Annotated in this window: 25 protein-coding genes; all 25 read left to right on the top strand. The window is 45.2% G+C overall.

From position 1 onward, the window contains the following. Nucleotides 1-4 precede the first annotated feature (4 nt). The 25 genes from EG849_RS10130 to EG849_RS10010 all read left to right on the top strand — a co-directional run bounded on the left by EG849_RS10130 (nt 5) and on the right by EG849_RS10010 (nt 21,752). Entirely contained in the window at nt 5-472 is a 468-nt protein-coding gene (locus EG849_RS10130) for a hypothetical protein (RefSeq protein WP_125012967.1), read from the top strand. 71 nt (nt 473-543) lie between these two features. Continuing rightward, the gene (locus EG849_RS10125; RefSeq protein ID WP_125012966.1) at nt 544-1,443 is read left to right on the top strand and encodes a magnesium transporter CorA family protein; all 900 of its coding nucleotides are present in this window, start codon (nt 544-546) and stop codon (nt 1,441-1,443) included. A 415-nt stretch (nt 1,444-1,858) separates the two neighbouring features. Beyond that, nucleotides 1,859-2,305 carry a peptide-methionine (R)-S-oxide reductase MsrB gene (gene msrB, locus EG849_RS10120; RefSeq protein WP_125012965.1) on the top strand — a complete coding sequence of 149 codons (447 nt, stop codon included), beginning with the start codon at nt 1,859-1,861 and terminating at the stop codon, nt 2,303-2,305. 60 nt (nt 2,306-2,365) lie between these two features. After that, a complete protein-coding gene (msrA, locus tag EG849_RS10115) occupies nt 2,366-2,857 on the top strand; it encodes a peptide-methionine (S)-S-oxide reductase MsrA (protein ID WP_125012964.1) in 492 nt (163 codons plus the stop codon). A gap of 218 nt (nt 2,858-3,075) precedes the next feature. After that, a complete protein-coding gene (locus EG849_RS10110) occupies nt 3,076-3,570 on the top strand; it encodes a peroxiredoxin family protein (RefSeq protein ID WP_125012963.1) in 495 nt (164 codons plus the stop codon). A gap of 86 nt (nt 3,571-3,656) precedes the next feature. Then, a complete protein-coding gene (locus tag EG849_RS10105; RefSeq protein ID WP_125012962.1) occupies nt 3,657-4,568 on the top strand; it encodes a VPGUxxT family thioredoxin-like (seleno)protein, type 2 in 912 nt (303 codons plus the stop codon). A 20-nt stretch (nt 4,569-4,588) separates the two neighbouring features. Then, nucleotides 4,589-5,848 carry a thiolase family protein gene (locus EG849_RS10100; RefSeq protein WP_125012961.1) on the top strand — a complete coding sequence of 420 codons (1,260 nt, stop codon included), beginning with the start codon at nt 4,589-4,591 and terminating at the stop codon, nt 5,846-5,848. A gap of 61 nt (nt 5,849-5,909) precedes the next feature. Next, nucleotides 5,910-6,359 carry a restriction endonuclease gene (locus tag EG849_RS10095; protein ID WP_158611938.1) on the top strand — a complete coding sequence of 150 codons (450 nt, stop codon included), beginning with the start codon at nt 5,910-5,912 and terminating at the stop codon, nt 6,357-6,359. Then, a complete protein-coding gene (gene cysS, locus EG849_RS10090) occupies nt 6,356-7,834 on the top strand; it encodes a cysteine--tRNA ligase (RefSeq protein WP_125012959.1) in 1,479 nt (492 codons plus the stop codon). The genes EG849_RS10095 and cysS overlap by 4 nt, the downstream gene beginning before the upstream one ends. 236 nt (nt 7,835-8,070) lie before the next feature. After that, complete coding sequence (locus EG849_RS10085) at nt 8,071-8,652, top strand: sigma-70 family RNA polymerase sigma factor (RefSeq protein ID WP_125012958.1); 582 nt, start codon at nt 8,071-8,073, stop codon at nt 8,650-8,652. Nucleotides 8,653-8,672: 20 nt separating this feature from the next. Next, entirely contained in the window at nt 8,673-8,966 is a 294-nt protein-coding gene (locus tag EG849_RS10080; protein WP_125012957.1) for a hypothetical protein, read from the top strand. Between the two features lie 159 nt (nt 8,967-9,125). After that, nucleotides 9,126-9,824, top strand: a complete 699-nt coding sequence (gene rpiA / locus EG849_RS10075) for a ribose 5-phosphate isomerase A (RefSeq protein ID WP_125012956.1) — start codon at nt 9,126-9,128, stop codon at nt 9,822-9,824. A gap of 296 nt (nt 9,825-10,120) precedes the next feature. Further along, nucleotides 10,121-10,645, top strand: a complete 525-nt coding sequence (locus tag EG849_RS10070) for a ferritin (RefSeq protein ID WP_125012955.1) — start codon at nt 10,121-10,123, stop codon at nt 10,643-10,645. A 27-nt stretch (nt 10,646-10,672) separates the two neighbouring features. Next, nucleotides 10,673-11,137 carry a DUF417 family protein gene (locus tag EG849_RS10065; protein WP_125012954.1) on the top strand — a complete coding sequence of 155 codons (465 nt, stop codon included), beginning with the start codon at nt 10,673-10,675 and terminating at the stop codon, nt 11,135-11,137. 75 nt (nt 11,138-11,212) lie between these two features. Continuing rightward, nucleotides 11,213-11,968, top strand: coding sequence for a hypothetical protein (locus EG849_RS10060; protein WP_125012953.1), 756 nt, complete (start codon nt 11,213-11,215; stop codon nt 11,966-11,968). Between the two features lie 49 nt (nt 11,969-12,017). Next, nucleotides 12,018-14,009 (top strand): KUP/HAK/KT family potassium transporter, encoded by a 1,992-nt coding sequence (locus EG849_RS10055; protein WP_233581778.1) that lies wholly within the window; start codon nt 12,018-12,020, stop codon nt 14,007-14,009. A gap of 180 nt (nt 14,010-14,189) precedes the next feature. After that, nucleotides 14,190-16,220, top strand: a complete 2,031-nt coding sequence (locus EG849_RS10050; protein WP_125012990.1) for a protein-disulfide reductase DsbD family protein — start codon at nt 14,190-14,192, stop codon at nt 16,218-16,220. 187 nt (nt 16,221-16,407) lie between these two features. Continuing rightward, nucleotides 16,408-16,851: a hypothetical protein gene (locus EG849_RS10045; RefSeq protein ID WP_125012952.1), complete on the top strand. Its 444-nt coding sequence runs from the start codon at nt 16,408-16,410 to the stop codon at nt 16,849-16,851. A 2-nt stretch (nt 16,852-16,853) separates the two neighbouring features. After that, nucleotides 16,854-17,135 carry a DUF427 domain-containing protein gene (locus EG849_RS10040; protein WP_199732270.1) on the top strand — a complete coding sequence of 94 codons (282 nt, stop codon included), beginning with the start codon at nt 16,854-16,856 and terminating at the stop codon, nt 17,133-17,135. A 10-nt stretch (nt 17,136-17,145) separates the two neighbouring features. Then, the gene (egtB, locus tag EG849_RS10035; RefSeq protein WP_125012950.1) at nt 17,146-18,312 is read left to right on the top strand and encodes an ergothioneine biosynthesis protein EgtB; all 1,167 of its coding nucleotides are present in this window, start codon (nt 17,146-17,148) and stop codon (nt 18,310-18,312) included. Nucleotides 18,313-18,330: 18 nt separating this feature from the next. After that, the gene (locus EG849_RS10030; RefSeq protein WP_125012949.1) at nt 18,331-18,567 is read left to right on the top strand and encodes a putative signal transducing protein; all 237 of its coding nucleotides are present in this window, start codon (nt 18,331-18,333) and stop codon (nt 18,565-18,567) included. Nucleotides 18,568-18,708: 141 nt separating this feature from the next. Next, nucleotides 18,709-18,930 (top strand): hypothetical protein, encoded by a 222-nt coding sequence (locus EG849_RS10025; RefSeq protein ID WP_125012948.1) that lies wholly within the window; start codon nt 18,709-18,711, stop codon nt 18,928-18,930. A 2-nt stretch (nt 18,931-18,932) separates the two neighbouring features. After that, nucleotides 18,933-20,153 (top strand): bifunctional alpha/beta hydrolase/OsmC family protein, encoded by a 1,221-nt coding sequence (locus EG849_RS10020; protein WP_125012947.1) that lies wholly within the window; start codon nt 18,933-18,935, stop codon nt 20,151-20,153. A gap of 1 nt (nt 20,154) precedes the next feature. Continuing rightward, on the top strand, nt 20,155-20,739 hold the full coding sequence (locus tag EG849_RS10015; protein WP_317125199.1) for a DUF6642 family protein: 585 nt from the start codon (nt 20,155-20,157) through the stop codon (nt 20,737-20,739). Nucleotides 20,740-20,774: 35 nt separating this feature from the next. After that, nucleotides 20,775-21,752 (top strand): L-histidine N(alpha)-methyltransferase, encoded by a 978-nt coding sequence (locus tag EG849_RS10010; RefSeq protein ID WP_233581777.1) that lies wholly within the window; start codon nt 20,775-20,777, stop codon nt 21,750-21,752. Nucleotides 21,753-21,981: the final 229 nt, after the last annotated feature.

The following is a 21,981-nucleotide window of genomic DNA, read 5'->3' as shown; positions in this document are numbered from 1 at the left end:
GACTATGAAAAAATTAATAGGGGCGGAGCCCCCGAAAACACTGATCGGCTGCCAAAAAGCGACCTACCTGATTGAAAGGCAACAGTTGGAGGACATCGTACCGGCGCAGGCCTCATGGCTGGAACTTCACCTCGGCGGCTGTGCCATCTGTGAAACATATATGGAGCAGAGCATCCTTATCAATAAATGCCTAAAGGGGGCATTGCAGATTACCGATGTCAAACCTGAATTGGAATTGGAGTTCAAAGAAGCATTGCAGGAGCATATCGCCGCATTTCTTGAAAATAAAAAAAATGCAAGATTATGTATGTCAAAATCTTTCAGAGGTCCGGCATATTCACCCATCGTTAGGGGAAAATACAGGAATATTCGTTATCCAGCGCAGGCACGCGGAAGAGAGGCTGCCATTTCTGAATTTTCTGTCCAAGAATCCTTCTGCACCGTTATGCCAATTGGGGATATCCAAATCTGAATCCTTTTAAACAAATGAACGCCGGACAGAATTTGGTTGGGCTGGCTAGCATACTCAATATCGATTAAACCATGATAAACAAAATAGCAGACAGTAATGAATATGGCTTTGAGTGGCTGGATATCATTGAGCCGTCAGAAGAGGAATTTGCGGAAGTTGCTACCAGGTACAATCTTCATCCAGCCTTGGTTAATGACTGCTTGGAGCCGGACCATTTGCCCAAATTTGAAAGGATGCAGCACTATTCTTTCGTACTGTTCAGGATATGCAGCAAAGATGACACACCGGAAGTGGAAAATGTCCAGGACCTTACCAGTACGATTGCAATATTTTTTTGTGAAAAATTTATATTGACGATCCATCGCAAAAAGCAGTCTCTTTTTGAAGAGGTAATTGCGTCCATGGAAGAAAAGATGTCATCCAGCAGCAGGGAACTTTTAAATATCTTGATCGCCTCCTGCCTGAATACCTACGAGGATCCATTAAAAAAATTGTCTGACTCTGTGGATTATTATGAGCGAATGGTTTTTCTCAAACCTAAAGACGGGCCCTTGCTGCAAGGCGTCTATTATCTGAAAAGGAAAATAGATCTGCTAAAGCAGATGCTTATATTATCGTATGACATTATCGACAAGCTGGATTCCAAGGAGGAGGGAAATGTGGAAACCCGGGATACGAGGGATTTATTCATCAAGCTTCAGAGTATGCTTATTGCGAGGTCTGAAAACATTAAGCAGCTGCTTGATATTTACTTTTCTGCTTCCTCGCAACGTACAAACGAGACTATTCGCGTTCTGACTATTTTTTCCGTGTTCTTTATGCCAATGACTTTTATTACGGGCTTATATGGAATGAATTTTGAGGTTATGCCGGAACTCAGATGGAGGTTCGGATATCCTGGTGTCATGCTACTGATGACTGCCGTAAATGTCCTTATATATGTCTGGTTCAAGAAGAAAAAATGGTTGTAAGTTCGCTTCACATATTGGTTTGAAATTAGATGACTCCGACACTGGCAATACTTCTAGAGCCGGCCTCTACTGCCTTGCGGCATTTCCGATTGTGAAGTAGAAAAGAACGTATTCTTGATGTATCTGGTATCGGGCATCAAATAACTCAAAGCATCCCAGCCAAATCATTTTAAGAAAAGGATGCACGGCCATCCGATAACGAGGGTAGTGTACCCAAATCGGTTCCGCCAACTTTCCATGGTCCGAATTAATGGCTGTAAGTATTGGAGTCCAAAGTGATTGTGCCAGGAAGAATCGCTAAATCATCGGGTAAAAGTGGTAAGGGAAAGCAATCACCTGTGTCCTAAATTTGCACTGTAAGAATCAGGCTAGCCAAAATACGATAGCGATTATTAACTTCTTAAAATCCTCAGTCATGCTAAATTGGAATGATATCATCAGGTTTGTGAATCACGGTAATCCTGAGCCACTTAAAAAGGTGGTAAAAACCGATATGGAATGGAAGGCGCTTCTCAGTGCGGAATCCTATTCCATCACAAGACAGAAAGGTACCGAGCAACCGCACAGGTCTGCGATGTGCACGCATTTCGAATCAGGAACGTACCAATGCATCTGCTGTGACGCGCCCCTGTTCGATTCGGGTGAAAAATTCCACAGCAAATCAGGTTGGCCATCATTCACCCAGCCCGTAACCATTGAAAGCGTCGGTCACATCAAGGATATCAGTCACGGCATGATCAGGGTGGAGGTAACATGCAATACTTGTGATGCGCACCTTGGGCATGTATTTCCAGACGGACCGGCACCCAGCGGACTGCGTTATTGTATCAATGCCGCTTCGCTGAAGAAAACGGATTTGTAAAACAACATATTCCACCCAGTGGGCAGTGGATGGAAGAATATTAATCTAAATACATATTTTATGGAAAATTTAAAAAAGGCATACTTGGCAGGAGGCTGTTTCTGGGGCATGGAAGAACTGTTTAGGGTGCGTCCCGGAGTAAGGGATACCGAAGTTGGATATTTAGGGGGAACAAACGAAAATCCCACCTACCGGAACCATCCACAGCATGCCGAAGGCCTTGAAATCACTTATGATGCCAACGAGACGTCATACAGGGAGCTTCTGGATTATTTTTACAGGATCCACGATCCGAGCACTGTAGACAGGCAGGGCAACGACCGGGGATCCAGTTACCGTTCCGCCCTCTTCATCCAAGATGAGCAAGAACGAGAGGATGCGCAGGAAGTCATCTCAATTGTCGATGGATCAGGGCTCTGGCCGGGCAAAGTTGTAACTACCTTGGAGCCCTTTACCAAATTCTGGCCTGCGGAGGATAACCATCAGGATTACCTTGTAAAGTTCCCGCATGGATATACCTGCCATTTTGAGAGGCACGGTACGTTCTTGTAAAGCCGCCAGTGCTATGGCATGTCAGGTCTGGGCAGACTTGGCATGCCATTTTTTCTAACAGCAGCACAGGACGGCAAAAATCTGTTGTAAGGAATTGACTCCTTATCCTACTAAGCAGGTAAGGGATTCAAGAAAAGGGCACAGCAAACGCCATGATTCATAATCCATTTTAATAAAAGGGCATCGCTGCCTTGCAAACGCAATAAACGTACGACATTATGAAAAATCAAGCAATAGAAGATCAGGCATTTGATGCGCCTGAGTTTAATGTAAAGAATTGGATCGATGCAGATGGCAATAAAATAGACCAGATAAGACTGTCGGATTTCAAAGGAAAGTTCAAGGTGGTCTTTTGTTTCCAAAGCTGGTGCCCAGGCTGTCACAGCATAGGCTTTCCTACCTTGCAGAAAATGGTAGAGGCGTTCAGGCACAATGGCAATGTGGCATTTCTGGCAGTCCAGACGGTCTTCGAGGGCCATCACGAAAACACCTATTCAAAAATGGTGGAGACCCAGAAGAAATATGGCTTAAGGATCCCATTTGGGCACGATGCCGGGGATGATGGCAAATCCCGTTCAAACTTCATGCAGGGCTATCGAACCGGCGGAACCCCGTGGTTTGTTTTCATAGACCAGAATGACAAGGTGGTATTTGCAGATTTCCATATCAATGTCGATGCGTCAATAGAAGCCTTAAGAGCTTTATCAGCGTAGCGTCACACGGAACCATATGCGAATATATCTATGTCCGTCCACAGATAGTTGATAAAGAAGCAAATAATTTTAAAAAACTGAAACAGATGCAAACAAGGACAGACCCCAGAAATCAAAATATCGAACTAGGGAAGGTAACATGGTTGAGAGACCATGACGAAGCCCTAAGGCTGAGCGAGCTTACAGGCAAACCTGTACTGTTGTTTTTCCAGGAAATTCCAGGATGCGCCACATGCGTAAATTTTGGACGGGACGTCCTAAGCTATCACCAAATGGTTGAATTTATTGAAAATGAATTTGTGCCCTTGGCAATTTTCAATAATATACCTGGCAAGGACAAAGATGTACTTGCGATGTATAACGAACGGTCCTGGAACAATCCTGTGGCCCATTTTGTAGACTTCAGGGGCCGGGACATCATTCCCAAACTGGCAAACAACTACAAGCCGTTGAGCATGTACAATAAAATGGTGGAAGTACTTGATAAATTAGGGACGCCCATACCCAAATATGCCGCCCTTTTGGGCGAAGACTTAAAGATGGAGTATGGGGAATTAAAATCCACAATCTACGAAACGCCATGTTTTTGGTCTGGCGAAACCTCAATGGCCTTACACCCGGCAGTCAAGTATACGGAAGCCGGCTGGATCAAGCATGCGGAGGTGGTAAAGGTTTTTTTCGACGATTCCCAGGTTTCCCTGGGTGACCTCAATAGTTATGCAACCAACGAAGGCTTCTTCCTGATTGACGACCATCGAGGCTATCGGATTGATGAGAGGCCGCAGTACTATCTTTCAAAATCACCATTTAAATTTTTGAGATTGGGTAAAGCGCAGCGCTCGCAAATCAATGTAGCCATCCCATATGGTGGTGAGCCAGAGCAATATCTGAGCCCAAGACAGAAAGTCCAATACGAGGATATTCTAAAAGCGTCCGGACACAATGGCAAAAGCAAGAATTACAAACAAGATACTTTTAATTCCTGTTACTGGAATTGATAGGCAAAATTTAATTTCAGATGATGGGCAAGATAAACAAAGAAATATGGCTGGTATCGGGCCTGAGAACCCCCTTTGTAAAGGAAAACAGGGAGTTAAAAGATATTTCGGCGATAGCGCTGTCGGTTTCGGTGGTAAATAATATGAGACACAAAGAACCCATCAAGCCGGATTATCTGGGCTGGGGAACCGTAGTTCCCAATCTCGCGTACAGCAATATTGCCAGGGACATTGTACTGGAATCAGAACTGGCGGATCAAACTGTAGCCTTCTCGACTACTATGGCATGTGCCAGCAGCGTACTGTCTACCATCCAGCTTGCATCGATGATAACGGATGACGAGACGGCCATTTCAGGAGGGGTTGAGAGTTTTTCCAACGTACAGCTCGGACTTTCAAACGAAACTTCAAAGTGGGTCAAGGGAGGCAGACAATTGCACGGGATAATGGCCAAGCTGAAGTGGGCCTGGGAGATATTTAAATTTAAGCTATACATCCCGCCAGGGGTAAACAGGATTACAGGCAAGAGCATGGGGCAGCATGCCGAAATTACTGCACAGCGTCTCGGAATTTCGCGTAATGCCCAGGACGCGCTGGCCCTGGTCAGTCATAAGAATTATTTCAAGGCCAAAAATGAGGGGTTTTTCAGCGATTTGATTTTTCCTGCCTTTACTGTGGCTGAAGATCTGATCCCCAGAAAGGATACCACAATGGAGAAACTTTCAGCGCTTAGTCCGGTATTTGATCGAACATCTGGAAAGGGCTCCATCACCGCTGGCAATTCAAGTTTATTTACCGACGGTGCCGCGGGTGTCTGGGTAGCAGGAAAAAATAGGATTGATGAGTTTCATTCCCCTTACAGGGCAAGGTTAACAGATTGGGAAACGGCTGCGGTAAATATAGAAGAAGAGGGGATCCTGATGTCGCCAACGTTTGCCATTGCAAGATTATTGGAGCGGAACAAGCTTACATACAACGAAATAGATATCTGGGAAATCCATGAAGCGTTTGCGGCACAGGTATTGTCGACGATAAGCATTCTCGAAAGCCCTTCACACCTGGATCGGATGGGGGTTAAATCGAAGTTGGGAAATTTTCCCATGGAGAAGCTCAACATAAAAGGCAGCAGCATCTCTATAGGGCATCCATTTGGTGCAACGGGCGCGAGGATAATCAGCCAGACATTGAAACAATTACATTTGGCCGGAGCAAACAAGAAGGCGCTTATCAGTGTCTGCGCAGATGGAGGTTTGGGAGCGGTCATATTACTTGAAAACTGATGCAGGCGATTCTGTATCCTTGAACAGGCAAATGACTTATTATATTACAAACCCCGTTTTTATGAATAATAATGCTGTTGATATAATAGACACACTGGATGTGTGGCAGTTTAAAAATTTCTGCTCTACATTTTTTGCATCATTGGGAATTTCGAATGTCGAATCTGTCCTGCAGGGAGGATGCGGATGGATAGTGGGAAAAGGAACTATAGAACTGGGCGCATTGATGTCCTACCATTTTGCCTTTTTTGGAGTCCAGCATTCCGGTACGCTCCCCGATACGATAATCAACGAGTTGCGCGACACAATGGACGGCCAGACCAACAAGGGTTTGCTGCTGACTACCGGTTATTTTAGCCGCGAGGTCAAAAGGCAGGCGAAAAGCAAAGGGAAGATACCAGTCGATCTGATCGATGCCAAGGATCTGATCTATAGATTGAGAAGCAACAGCCTGGAGGTTTCAATGCAAACCGGGGAAGTCTTTAAGGCAAATAAACAAGGGGAACTATGAATTCTACGGACCAAAAGTTGAAAATTTACAATTCCCTTTCGGGTGAAAAGGAAATATTCACTCCGATAAGTGAGGGATATGTCGGGATGTATGTCTGTGGACCGACCGTGTATAGCAATGTGCACCTGGGCAACGTCAGGACGTTTATGTCGTTCGATATGATCTACAGATACCTTCTGCACCTCGGGTATAAGGTGCGCTATGTCCGGAATATAACAGATGTCGGCCATCTGGTGGGCGATGTGGATGAAGGGGAAGATAAGATCGCCAGGAAGGCCCGTCTGGAGCAGCTTGAACCGATGGAGATCGTACAGCGTTACACGATCGATTTCCACGACATCCTCAGAAAGTTTAACCTACTGCCCCCAAATATCGAGCCGTCTGCCACCGGGCACATCATCGAGCAGATAGAAATCATTCGTAAGGTAATTGACAAAGGCTATGCATATGAATCAAATGGCTCGGTGTATTTTGACGTCTCAAAATACGATCAGGAGTTTGGTTATGGAGTGCTCAGCAATCGCAGTCTTGAAGATATGGCGGGCAATTCCCGTAAACTGGACGGACAGTCGGACAAACGCAACGATCGGGATTTTGCCATGTGGAAGCGTGCCGAGGCGGGGCACATCATGCGCTGGCCCTCACCATGGAGTGATGGTTTTCCGGGCTGGCATACCGAATGTACCGCTATGAGCACCAAATACCTGGGAGATAGATTTGACATACACGGCGGAGGCATGGATCTGAAGTTTCCGCATCACGAAAGCGAGATCGCCCAGGGAAATGCCTGCACAGGCCATGCGCCGGTCAACTACTGGATGCACGCGAACCTGCTGACCCTGAACGGAAAAAAAATGGCGAAGTCCGGCGGCAACAGCATACTGCCGGGTGAAATATTGAGTGGCGGAAGTCCTCTGCTCAGCAAGGCATTTTCAGCGTCTGTCGTCCGGTTCCTGATGATGCAGGCCCATTACCGCAGCATCATGGACTTTTCAGAGGAAGCGCTCCTTGCAGCGGAAAAAGGACATAACCGCTTATTGGAGTCGGTTGATGACCTGATCCGGTTGGAGTCCGGTGCGCAATCAACACTTGACATCCCTTCATGGGCAGCCCTCTGCTATGAGGCAATGAATGACGATTTCAACACACCTATTCTCATATCGCACCTTTTTGAGGGCGTACATTTCATAAATCTGCTCAAGGACAAGAAGGCGTCGTTAACAGAATCAGACCTGGACCTTTTCGTGAGTACTATTACAGATTTTACTTACAATGTACTCGGGCTGGTAATTCAGCCCGTATCAGGTGAAGAGCACGATGACAAACTAGACGGAACGATCAGGCTGCTGATAGCACTGCGCGATTCTGCGAGGGCAGACCGGAACTACCTCTTATCGGATCAGATACGCGACGCATTGGCGCTCTTGAATATTAATCTAGAAGATGCCCGTGACGGAACCAGTTTCAAATATTGAAAGCTTTATATTTGCCCGGTGTATTCATCCCCATTACGATTTGTTTGCGTAAATTTAGTGCTTGTAAAAAAAAAATAAAAAAGTTTGTAAGGTTCTTTCGGGTTTAGCGACTAACCTGAAATGCGCAAGCAAAAAGTGTATCGGTCAATCGTGGAGAGCTTCCATAGCTTTCGGCAGAGGGCCGGATACTGGAAGGCATGCGTATGTTTTACCAACAATAACAAACACAGACCACTATGCTAACTACAACCAACACTCCGGACTCAAAAGCTGGGGGACCAAACCTTTGGGTGGCGAATTATGCCGATTATCTTTACAGCTATGCCTGTTCCCGCATCGATGACAATGAACTTGCACGGGATCTTGTTCAGGAAACCTTCCTGGCGGCTCTGGAGGGCTGGGAAAAATTTGACAGGAGGAGCTCTGAAAAAACCTGGCTGACCGCGATCTTGAAAAACAAGGTGTTCGATGTCTATCGCAAGAAGTCCAAACTATCCCAGAAAGAGACGGTATCGTTCAATAGCCCCGGTGCCGACGAGTATTTTGAGGAAAGCGGACACTGGAAGGAAGGACGCTTTCCAGAGCCATTCGGCATCGAGGATGTCGCTTTGGAAAATAACGAATTTGACGGCATACTGACATCGTGCATGAAAAAGCTTCCGCCCTTGTGGAAGTCAGTTTTCACCCTAAAGCACATCGATGAGGAATCCAGCGATGATATTTGCGCCCAGCTGGAGCTGAGCTCTTCAAATTTCTGGGTTATCAGCCACCGTGCGAAGGTAAGCCTGAGGGAATGTCTCCAGAGGAATTGGATTTAGATATAAATAAAATAATTACTATGAAAAATTTAACGGATCAGGAGAAGGGCGACATGCTTGACAACTGCAAGAAGGCAACCTTCCTGATTGAGAAGCAGCAATCGGGAAAGATAGGATTCAAGGAAAAGTTGGAGCTGGAATACCACCTGAGTATATGTGAAATGTGCAACACTTTCATGAAACAGAGTGCTGCAATCAACCAGTTTGTCAAAAAAGTCTTCCAGCGTGGAAAAACAGTGAAACTGGATGATGGTTTCAAGGCAGAGCTTCAAAAACAAATTGATGCAAAGTTGGACCAGCCCTCAAAAAATTAATAAATCCTCGGTATAGAGTGTTGCAGCTCAAAATCTCAGCGGATTCAAGGGCAGACCTTGGCGTACTTCCGATCTTAAATTCCCAGGATATTGATTGGATTGAAATGTGCACGATAGCCGGATAGGCACTATTTAAATTAAATTTCTTACGTCAGGAGGATGGACTGGAATAGCGAAATACTTAAGAACGTTTCATGGCCTGTGCCGATAAGCAACCGCAAGAGCAAGCAGAAAGTTGCCGAGAGGATTGCTTCCAGGGTCGTCGATGGCGACATCATAGGCGTAGGATCGGGTTCTACATCCTACCTGGCGGTATTGGCCATCGCCGCAAGGGCAAGGGAGGAAAGGCTGCACATTATGGCTCTGCCCACATCTATCGAAATGGCACTTACCTGTGCAAAAATGGGCATACCCGTTACCAGCCTGAACGAAAACGGGCCGGACTGGTATTTTGATGGTGCTGATGAAGTTGATCCCAACAGGCACCTGATCAAGGGGCGGGGTGGGGCGATGTTCAAGGAAAAGCTTATGATGAGCGCAAGCAGGCAGAACTACATTATTGTTGACAACAGCAAGCTTGTCGAGAAGCTGGGCTCAAAATTTCCTGTTCCAGTAGAGGTCTTCCCCGATGCCCTTATGCACGTGGAAGCAGAATTGAAAAAACTTGACGCCTATCAAATAGTCCTTAGGCCTGCGCAAGGCAAGGACGGGCCCGTACTGACAGAAAACCGCAACCTCATACTTGACGCAAAGTTTGAAAACATTGACCGGGACATGGAGTTTAAAATAAAATGCATTACAGGCGTGATTGAATGCGGGCTGTTCCAGAATCAGCCGGCAGAGATAATTGTCGCCTGAACATAAATCCATTGGCACGAATTGCCATCAGCCTTATTCGATTTAGGATCCATTCCCTCAAGGCGACCCGTTAGCTCCGTAGTGTCTTAGCATCCTGGCTGAAAAATTGCCGAGCAAAGCAAAATTTCTTACATCACTGCCCCTGAGGGGCGTCGTGGTGCTTTCCCCAAAAAAAATCTATTTCCTTTATTTTCGCATCTCTCTTCTGCTGTTGCAGATTCTTTCCTATTTTCTAAAAATAATTGTAAGGTTTCGCTTTTTCTCCCGACTACGTAAGTAAACACAATAAAACAATTATGGGAGATCTAGCAAGAGTCAAAAAATCAATAAGTGAGGAAGTTCAGAAGGCATTAAACGACCAGATCAGAACCGAGGCGCATGCGTCCTCCACCTATCTCGCCATGTCCGCATGGTGCGGGGAGAAGGGGTATGACTTCAGTGCCGGCTTTTTTGAAAGGCAGGCCGAAGAGGAGCGTGCACATATGTTAAAGCTGTTCAAATATGTAAATGACCGGGGCGGCCGGGCCATTTCTCCAGAAATAACCAATATTTCAACCGACTTTACCACATTCCGTGACTTATTTGAGCGGACCCTTGAAATGGAAACACATGTGACGGACCTGTTCAACGACATGGCCGAGATATGCATCAGGAACAAAGATTTTGTCACGTTCCAGTTCATACAATGGTTCCTGGAGGAGCAGATCCAGGAAGAATATGTTGCAAGGCGTATCCTTGAACTCTTTGATGTCATAGGGGAGGAAGGAACGGGCCGTTGGAAAATTGACGAGCAGGTGCAAAAGGTAAAATACGAATCTTAGCCGTTTTTCAGGCAAACTCCCCGGATTATGAAAACAGCGACTGTAATATATTCTCTCCTTTCATGGACTTTGGCCCTTAGGTACGGCCTGGCTGTAACCCTGATTTGCATAGGGATGCTAAAATTCTCCCGACATGAAGCCGAAGCCATTCGTCCTCTGGCTGAAAGCAGCCCTTTTTTTTCCTGGGCCTTCAGATTGGTGAGCACAAGAATGTTCTCTATCATCGTAGGCGTATGCGAGATAAGTATGGGTATCCTTATCGCCTTGCGGCCACTATCGGCGAAGCTTTCGGCTTTGGGAAGCATCAGCGCAGCTATCACTTTCCTGGTGATCCTGAGCTTTATGGTGTCCGGCCCGATGCATCTCGACAAAGGGCTTAAGATACCATTCACTGAATATTCCCCATTGCAATTTTTTATCATCCATACACTCTTTTTAGGAGCTTCCGTACTGACCGCTGCAGAAGCACTGGCAGCCGATCGGGTTGCCTAGCCGCATACAGGAGCTAGTACTTATACGATAGGGATACTAATGAAAAAAAAATATAGTTCAATATTCTAAACAATCATGAAAATAAAAAGAAACACTGAAAATCAATTGGCAATCGGCCTGCTGATAGTGGGAACCATCCTGATGTTTGCAACTCCTTTGCTCTTTCCAATATTGAGTGTAAAGAATCTTAAAAATGTTGGCGAAATCGGATCCGCATTTTGGGACATTGCAGCGCCAGTGGCCCAACTGGTAGGTATAATACTGTTATTCCTTGCCCTGCGTGAGCGCAGGACCGCCAACAATATCGTGCAGATGCAGGTGGAGGCCAGCGAGCGAAGGGAAATGCAGGAGCGGACCGTAAAACACCTTCACGAACTCTACACGATACTGGAAAACAACATCAGCAATTTCAGCTACCAGAGCAATTTCGATTCCAATAGCGAGATAAAGGTCCTGCGGGGCAAAAGGGCCATCAGGTGTTTTATAAATGACATCGAGGAGATGAATATCGACCTGCACGACAACAACCTGCTGCTGCAGAAGGATGGCGTGCGCGAAATACTGAGTATCCTTAGGATAGCCGAACACATTTTTGAAAAGATCAAGGAAGCCAATATTGAGGAAGCCGACAGGAATTTCTACCTGAATATCATGAAGCACGAACTTATCTTCAGCATATTTCCCTATACCGATCTGGATGAATCTGCAAATCTTAAACTGGAGATTTGCGAGGATTGCCATGAACTCCATGGCAACTACCCTCCGCTGATCTTTGACAAGATGCAGGAATTGAAAAGACATTTTCTTAAAGAGGAGCGGTCAGCGGAATGATTGGCATTCCCGGTCTGCATACCCAATCCGTTCCCATTGATATAAATAATTGAGTAAAGAGCAATCCATGCACAGCAACAGCATTACATTTCATCAGAAGATTACACTGGCTGGTTCGCTGATCGCCGTGGGCATTGTCTTTGGTGATATTGGAACCTCGCCGCTCTATACACTGAATGCGGTTTTCCATAATCGCGTCATTTCTGAAACGATAGCACTTGGAAGCCTGAGCTGTATATTCTGGACACTTTTTTTCCAGACCACCCTAAAATATGTCATCATAGCGCTCCAGGCTGACAACCACGGGGAAGGGGGTATCCTCTCGCTTTATGCACTCATCAAGAGGTACTGGGGCAGATGGCTCCTGTTCCCTGCAATGGCCGGCGGCGCCTTCCTGATGGCCGACAGTATTATCACGCCCCCCATATCGGTGGCCTCGGCAATCGAGGGCGTGCAGATGGTCATCCCCGGCTTTGATACCGTTCCCGTGATCATTGCCATCATAATCGGGATATTCGTATTCCAGCAGTTCGGGACCGACAGTATCGGCAAAATCTTTGGACCTGCAATGGTAGTCTGGTTTGGCTTCATTGCCGTGATCGGCTTCATTTCCCTGATGGGAAATCTAAGTGTGCTGAAAGCACTCAACCCGTACTATGGGTACAAGATGCTGGTAGAAGAGCCCAGAGGGTTCTGGCTGCTTGGCAGCATTTTCCTCTGTACTACGGGCGCTGAGGCACTTTACAGCGATATGGGACACTGCGGACGCAACAACATACGGGTCAGCTGGATTTTTATAAAGACCGCACTTGTGCTCTGTTATGCGGGACAGACCGCATGGCTGATGGATCACATCGGTGAAAGTATAGGAACAGTCAGTCCTTTCTACCATATCGTGCCCAGGGAACTATTCTGGCCTTCGCTTGTTATTGCAACGGTCGCCGCAATCATAGCTTCGCAGGCCCTCATCAGCGGCTGTTTTACCCTCATCAGTGAGGCCATCTGTCTTGGATTATGGCCGAGGCACCGGGTGCTGTTTCCTGGAAGCATCAAGGGGCAGCTTTACATACCGGCAATAAACTGGGCGCTGATGGGCGGATGCTTATTCATGGTGCTCTACTTCAGGGAAAGCATAAAGATGGAGGCAGCATACGGCCTCAGCGTGACCCTTACCATGATCATGAGCACCGTACTTATTTACTGCTATCTGCGTGTGAAGAGGGTGCCTTTGGTGTACGTGATGGTGGTGACGTTGCTGTTTGCATGTATCGAATTCAGCTTCCTGATTGCCAATTTGCAAAAAATTGCCCAGGGCGGATGGATCACCCTTGGTATCGGATCCACGCTGTTTCTCATTATGTTCATCTGGTGGAAGGGCCAGCGGATACGGGCAGCGCTGATAGAATTTACGGACATCGCGGCCCATCTGCCGTCGCTCCGCAAATTGCGTTCAGACAGAGGCATCCCGAAGTTTGCGCCCAATATCGTATTCCTCACCCATTCGAAAAGCCTGCACAGGCTGGAAAAAAACCTGATCAACTCCATTTTCAGTTACGGTACGCCCAAGCGTGCCGATAACTACTGGTTTCTGCACGTGAACGTGCTTGAGGTGCCCTACGGCGTAAGCTATGAGATAAGCTCGATTGCAAAGGACTGTGTCCACTTCGTCAATTTTGATCTGGGATTCCACGAAGAGCCCAGGATCGGATTGTATTTCAGGCAGGTCGTGCAGGAAATGGTCGCAAGCAGGGAGGTCGTCATTTCAGAAGCCGGAGCTTTCCAGTACGGGCAATCCACGGCTGGGGATTTTAAGATTATAATAAGGGACAGCTTCCTGTCCTATGATAACAATATGCCGCTCCTAACTGATTTCATCATGAAGGGCTATTATAACCTGAAGCACCTCTCGGTAAAGGAAGAAAGTAATTTCGGACTTGACCAGAGTAACCTGGTGGTTGAAAAATATCCGCTTGTGGTGACCCTGCATCAGGGGTCGGAACTGAAGAGGAAATCTTTCGCGACGCATGAAGCGGACATCTGACGGGCTGTCAATCTCCAAGGATCCCAATCGTTCCGAAGGGAAGTTACAGGGCCGAAAAATGCAGGAAATCCGTCAAAAAAAAGTATTTAAGAGGGAAAAGAAATATTTTATATAAAATACACTACGATGATAAAACTCATACAACACCGTCTACCGATACAGCAGCGAGACTTACCGCGCATGACCATTTTATTTTCGCTTCTTTTCCTGCTGGCCACTGTGATGGGCAGTGCCCAGATCCTGGAGCCAGTAAGTTGGACCTCAAGGATTGAAAAGAATGCAGGCGGCAATGCGGTGGTCATTTTTGAGGGAACCATTGAAAAGGGATGGCATATGTACTCGCAATATACGCCCGAAGGTGGGCCGCTTGCGATGGAAATTGCATTTAAAAATCAGGAAGGAAACTATCGCCTGATCGGAAAGGCCAAGGAAGGACCCACCAGGACCGCCTACAACAATGTGTTTGGTGTCAATGAAACTTTCTTTGAAATGAAAGCGCATATCGAGCAGCAAATCCAGATCATAAACCCAGATTTAAGGACCGTTGAGGCCGCATTTGATTTTCAGGTCTGCAAGGAGGCCTGCATCAATTCAAGCAAGAAATTCTCAATAGCCGTTCCGTCGGATTTTAAAACGTCCGCTGTTGGTGCAATGCCGGCGACTGGAATAACCAAGACTGCGGCGGATAGAACACGTAGTGAGGGCATCGGAAAGGAACAACAATCAGGCGGACCTGCAGCTGACACAGCTGCTCCAGGACAGGATCATGCCCTTCCTGCAACCGGGAGAAGCCTTTGGTCAATCTTCCTGGTTGCATTTATTTCTGGTTTTGCAGCACTGCTCACACCTTGCGTCTTCCCGATGATCCCATTAACGGTGAGTTTCTTTACCAAGCAAAGCAAAAGCAGGGCGGGAGGAATCCGAAATGTAATTTTCTATGGCATCTCGATCATAGCAATCTATGTGATGCTGGGATTGGCCGTAACGAAGATTTTTGGGGCAGATGCATTGAATGCCCTGTCAACAGATGTGTGGTTCAATCTTATCTTCTTTGCGATACTGGTGGTCTTTGCCGCCTCATTTTTAGGCGCATTTGAAATATTGCTGCCCGCTTCATGGGCAAACAGGGCAGACCGTCAGGTGGACAAGGGCGGAGTGACCGGAATATTGTTTATGGCCTTGGTCCTGGCAATCGTTTCGTTTTCCTGCACAGGGCCGATTGTCGGAACCTTGTTGGTGGAAGCGGCTTCCAATGGAGGAATTGCCCCGGTTATAGGGATGCTGGGCTTTTCATCGGCGTTGGCCCTGCCGTTTATGCTGTTTGCCCTATTTCCCGGCTGGCTGACCTCATTGCCGAAATCAGGCGGCTGGCTGAATACTGTAAAGGTTGTCCTGGGGTTCCTGGAATTGGCGCTGGCTTTCAAATTCCTGTCAAATGCCGATCTGGTGTTGCAGTTGCACCTCTTGGAAAGGGAAATTTTTATCGCAATCTGGATTGCTATTTTTGCCGCCTTGACCCTTTACCTATTCGGAAAAATTACGCTGCCGCATGATGGTCCTCTGCCGCACATATCAGTTGGGAGATTATCTCTGGGGTTGCTGACGCTTTCCTTTACCGTGTATCTGATCCCGGGACTCTGGGGCGCTCCGCTGAAACTGATCGGCGCTTTTCCGCCACCTACAACATACAGCGAAAGCCCTTTGGGAATCGGAGCAGCTAATCCCGATGGAATTGGGGCGCCTTTGCGAAAACTCCCCAAAGGTGCTCAGCTGGGACCCCACGGAATTATGGCCTTTCACGACTATGAAGACGGGTTGGCGTACGCCAGAGAAATCAAAAAACCGATCCTTCTTGATTTTACAGGCCACGCGTGCGTAAACTGCAGGAAGATGGAAAACAACGTCTGGTCTGACCCGAAGGTTCTTTCGATACTGAAAGACGATGTGGTGCTTATCTCGCTGTATGTTGATGACAAACGGGATCTGCCCGAGGGAGAGCAATATGTCACTCCCGGGGGATCTGAGATAAGGACAGTTGGAGACAAATGGACTGATTTCATGATTTCAAAATACAGGACAAATACCCAGCCCCTATATGTGCTTACTGACCTGGAGGGCAATAACCTGAACGGCCTGAAGCCGACGATAAGCTATGTCGGTTCCGAAGAATATCGGCAATGGCTTACAGAAGGCATTGCAGGTTTTAGATAGCTGCATGCAGGAAACGCTACAAGAAGACAACCTTCCCAGCTTTCGAAATTCCACCCGCAGGGAAACAGGAATAGAGACACACCGGATTTAAGGAATACAAGCCGTGCGGGGATCGTAAGTTAAATTGTCCCCCGGTTATTCGGCAGGAAATTCAAGAATATAAAACTCAATTAAAAAGAGCAATATCATGAACAAAAAAGAACTGAAAAAATTTCTAATCGAAAATGAAAACCGTACGATTGGAAACACCGAAGAAAGATTGCTGGAATTCGTAAAAGGTACGATGCTGAATCGAAATGACGTCATAGACCAGGACGACCAGTCACACCACAGGCAAGAAGAGAGGTTAAGGAAAAAGCTGGACGATCAGGTCCATGACCATCACCACCATCTTGAAGAAATTGAAGCGCTAAGCTTCAGTCCCTCCGATGTGGTGGAACCTGGAGCTGTCATAAAAGTGAACGGCAGGTATATGGTAATTGCGACTGCCGATGGCAGTTTCGAGTTTGATGGGAAAGATTTTATCAGCATTTCTACCAAGGCTCCAATATACCAGTGCATGATGGGCAAGAAAAAAGGAGATATGTGCAGTTTTAATAACAACGATTTTACAATCGAAGAAATATACTGATTATGAAGGCAATATACAAAGGGGAAATAATTGCAGAGAGCAATGAAACAATAGTAATTGAGGGAAATCACTATTTCCCGCCAAATAGCTTGAAAAAGGGCTACTTAAAGGAAAGCAGCACACATTCTACCTGTCCATGGAAAGGGCTGGCATCTTATTACACCATTGAAGTAGATGGCACGGCCAATAAAGATGCTGCCTGGTTTTACCCAAATCCTTCTGACAAGGCTAAGGAAATAAAGGACCATGTAGCTTTTTGGAAGGGAGTTGAAATAACGCAATAGATTTATAAAAATGAAAGATAGATTTATTGAAACCAGAAAAAAATCAGAAGATTTATGCAAACCGTTACTCGTTGAAGACTATTCGTTGCTGCCCTCGGAATTTGTTTCGCCCCCAAAATGGCACCTGGCACATACCAATTGGTTTTGGGAAGAATTTATTTTGACAAAATACCTCAAAGGATATACGGTTTACGATCCTCATTTTTCATATCTGTTCAACAGCTATTACAATGCTGTCGGGAACAGGGTACTGAGGGCCGACAGGGGCCTTATGACGCGACCGTCGGTTGAAGAGGTTTACAGGTACAGGCAACATGTCAGTGAGGCCATGGAAACCCTACTTTCGATCAAATTTGACAAAAAGCTTTTAGAGCTGGTCGAAATCGGTATTAATCACGAACAGCAGCATCAGGAGCTTTTCCTATATGACATAAAATATATTTTTGGCAACCAGCCCACTTTCCCATTCTATGGCAGTTCCTATGGCCTGACCGAACAGGACATAAAAAGAGAATTTATTAAAATCCCGGAAGGCATCTACACTGTGGGCCATCAAGGTGAAGGTTTTAGTTTTGACAATGAACTGGGTGTACACAAAGTCCACCTGAGTGATTTCGAAATCTCAAGCCAACTGGTAACCAATGGCGAATTCATAGGTTTTATTGAAAATGGAGGCTATAACAATTTTGAGTTCTGGCATGATGAAGGCTGGCACTGGGTAAACAGCAATAAAATAGATGCACCGCTATACTGGCATAAGGTAGGTGGTGAATGGTTCAAATATGACCTGGATGGATTGCAGAAAGTGAATTTTTCCGAGCCGATAAACCATATTAGCTTTTATGAAGCTTTTGCCTTTGCAGAATTCAAGGCAATGCGCCTGCCAACAGAATTTGAATGGGAGATTGCTTCGGACCAGTTCAGTTGGGGACAACTTTGGGAATGGACCCACAGTGCCTATCTGCCTTACCCTAATTTCAATAAGGCTCCGGATGCCATCGGCGAATACAATGGAAAATTCATGATCAATACAATGGTTTTGAGAGGTGCATCAGTTGCAACTCCCGCTGGCCACAGCAGAAAGACCTATAGGAATTTTTTTCATCCGAACATGCGCTGGCAATATTGCGGCATCAGGTTGGTGAAAAAACCAGATGCAATAAGTACCAATAATTAATAAACAAAAACAAATACAATGAAAAATATTTTTGTCGGTACCTATCTGGAGGCATTGAACATTAAAAACTTACTTGCAAACTACAAAATTGATGCGTTTTTGTTAAACGAAACTTTGTCAAACATAGAACCAGTGATCACTGCAGGTGGGCTTAATACTGCAATTCTTCAAGTTAGGGAGGAGATTTTCGAAAGAGCGGCCAGACTCCTTCAGGAATACGAACAGGGAAACCTGGGCTTAGATAAAAAAAGCTAAAATTACTATTGGTAAAATTGGCCCGTGTTACAAGTAACCTTATTAAAGCCAAATTGAACTGTTCTGCAATCGCAGATCGATTGTCAAATCAGCTTGTTGTATTTTTTGAGGTTATATAATTTTAAATATCAAATGTAAAAAATGGAGAAAGAATCGGTAGTAGAAAGGCTAATTGAAGCAGGCTATACGACAAATTTTACTTTAGATAAGGATTGTCTGTACTGTTCAAATACTTGCAATACTTATATGCTTACATCCTTCGACGTTGACCAAGAAACAGGCTTTACCGAGGATGGAGTAATTAAAAAAATCAGAGCTGTAAGTTCACAGGAATATGGTATTAAAGGATATTATTTATTTTAAATATGAAAAAAACAGAATTACCAATAAAAAACAAAAACGGGGAATCTTTAGCTGCCCACTTAATAACTCCGGTGAACGGAGAAATCAACAGCATCGCCATTTTTGCACATTGTTTCACCTGCTCGTCGAGTCTGGCTGTAGTTAGGAACATCTCATCGGAACTAACCAGCCATGGGATAAGTGTTTTAAATTTTGATTTTACCGGACTTGGGCATAGCGATGGAGACTTTAGCGAAACTACTTTTTCCAATAACGTTTCTGACATTATAGCTGTCAATGAATTTCTAAGTGAAAATTATATTGCACCAACCATATTGATCGGACATTCTCTTGGTGGCGCGGCAGTCATCATTGCTGCAAACTCATTATCGAATATCCGGGCGGTGGTTGCCATTGCCGCGCCATCTTACGTAAAACATATAACCAGACATTTTCAAGGTTTGGATGACACCATTAATAAAAAGGGCGAGGCTGTCCTGTCAATCGGGGGAAGGCCTTTTAAAATAAAAAAACAATTTCTTGATGACCTGGAAGCCCACAATCTGGAAGATGAGGTGAAAATATTGCACAGGCCATTGCTGCTGATGCATTCTCCCCAGGATTCAATAGTAGGCATTGAAAATGCAGCAGCCTTATACCATAAGGCACATCATCCAAAGAGTTTTATCAGCCTTGATGGTGCCGACCATCTGATAACCTATAAGAAAGATGCCTTCTATGTAGCAGAGGTTATTTCAAGTTGGGTTAAGCGTTATGTTGAAATCAAGAAAGCAGGAAATGAGGTAAAGGATACTGAGGGAGAACAGGTGCTGGTATATCACGAAACCGTCGTTCCCTTCACAAACCACATATATACCAAAACGCATCATATCTATGGCGATGAGCCTGTCGAAGCTGGCGGCGACGGCCTGGGGCTATCACCTTACGAACTGCTAAATGCGGCGATTGGTTCCTGCACCGTGCTGACATTAAAATTGTATGCCCAAAGAAAGCAATGGGATTTGAAGGAGGTTTTTGTCTACTTGAGCTATTCCAAAAAACATTCGGCAGAGTTAAAACTGGATATTGAAGAAATGGGACAGTTGGACCACATTTACAAAAAAATCAAACTCATAGGCAACCTGTCGGAGGAGCAAAGGGAAAAGTTGAAAGAAATTGCGTCAAAATGTCCGGTGCACAAAACGGTGGCGAACAAAGTGTACTTTGAAACGAAATTAATCTAAAGTGTCGGAAAACTCAAATTCATATCCAATGATGCCAGAAAATTTTATCTATTGTCTGGAAAAGGTACCAGACTCTGAAATTGGACAGAAAACGGAAGTCCTTGCCAATTTGGAAAAATTGGCACTGGCAAAAGATATTACCAGCATTTATAAGTCATGCGATTCTATTGAGGGACTGGAAGAAAGCATAAGTGAACTGACAAGAAGCGATGATAACTTTAAAAGTTACGATATTATCTATTTTGTGCTAGAAGGCGAAGGAAACAACATAGTTATCAATGACTACAGCTACAGCCTTCAGGAAATTGCCGAGCTTTTTGAAGGAAGGATGAGAGGCAAGGTGATACATTTTGCCAATACCAAGACTTTGGATCTGACAGATGAAGAGGCAAGATATCTGCTGGACGTAACAGGAGCACAGGCAATTTCGGGTTATGGTAAACTAAATGGCATAAGCAGTACGGGCCTTGACTTTGATTTCTTTACCCAATTTTATGAATTTGATCGTATTGATGATGTATATCAGGAGTTAACGGAGCGCCACGGAACAGTATGCATACTTTTAGATTTCAAATTGTACTATTGATATTGAAGTCGAGCCAAATTTTAATTTGGCATGTTGTGACTAGAGGATCTAATATTTATAAAATAATTATGCTGGAAGAATTTAAAAATGATGTCATTGAAGGATTGAGCAGAATCACAAACAAAGCGCTGCCTTCGAAGTACTTCTATGATAAGAGGGGGGATGATTTGTTTGTGAAAATAACGCAGCTTCCTGAATATTATCTCACGCGTGCTGAGATGGAGATTTTCCAGAAAAGGACTGCAGACATCATTGCTGCCTTGGATCTCGATAGCAAAAAAAGATACAGCCTGGTAGAGCTTGGAGCAGGAGATGGAACCAAAACCGTACATCTGTTGAGAGCGCTGGTAGAGGGGAACTTTGATTTTGAGTATCTGCCTGTTGACATCTCTAGCGATGCCCTGGATGGGATTGCGGCTTTTCTGAATGCTGAACTTCCAGCATTGGCCATTAAGCCGAGCCACAGCGATTATTTCAAAGCATTGGAAAACTTCAAGCAAGACGGTACGGCCAAGATAATTCTTTTCTTGGGATCAAACATTGGAAACCTGACAGACGACCAGGCGACCGAATTCATATACCGGCTTGGCTCCAGCCTAGGTGTAGGAGATAAAATTATCCTGGGTGTCGATTTGAAGAAAGCCAAGGAAATTATCCTGCCCGCCTACAACGATCAACAGGGTGTCACCGCAGAATTTAATCTGAATTTATTAGACAGGATGAATAGGGAATTGGGAACAAATTTTAAAAGGACTGGCTTTATCCACGCTCCAATTTATGATGAAGAGGTGGGGATTGCCAAAAGCTACATAAAAAGTTTGCAAAGGCAATCAGTGACACTAGGCCGGCACCGATTCAGTTTTGCGAAAGACGAGTTGATCCATTTGGAGGTTTCAAGGAAGTATGATGATGATGTTGTGAAACAAATCTTGTCCAGGACGGATATTACGTGGGAGCACAAGATCACCGATAGCAATAATTTCTTCGCAGATTACATTTTGCAAAGAAATTAGGGCAGGGATAAAATCCATTTCCAATGCAGCGCGCAGTGGGGGATGATCTTCCAGTGATATAGGCGGCAGGCTCCCATAAATAAATTTTGACGCAATAAGAAATTTCTAAAAAGGCTAAAAAAAATGAATGTTGGACTAAGGAATAATTGACAAGCATTGGGGAAGTTTGAATAAGCAATTAAATGTACTTTGGGAGTAAATTTGTACTGTAATTAAATAGCAGAGGGAT

The organism is Flavobacterium macacae (genome assembly GCF_003865365.1).
GTDB lineage: Bacteria > Bacteroidota > Bacteroidia > Flavobacteriales > Flavobacteriaceae > Flavobacterium > Flavobacterium macacae.
The sequence above is the reverse complement of the archived record's forward strand: the minus strand, read 5'-3'. Positions and strand labels throughout refer to the sequence as shown.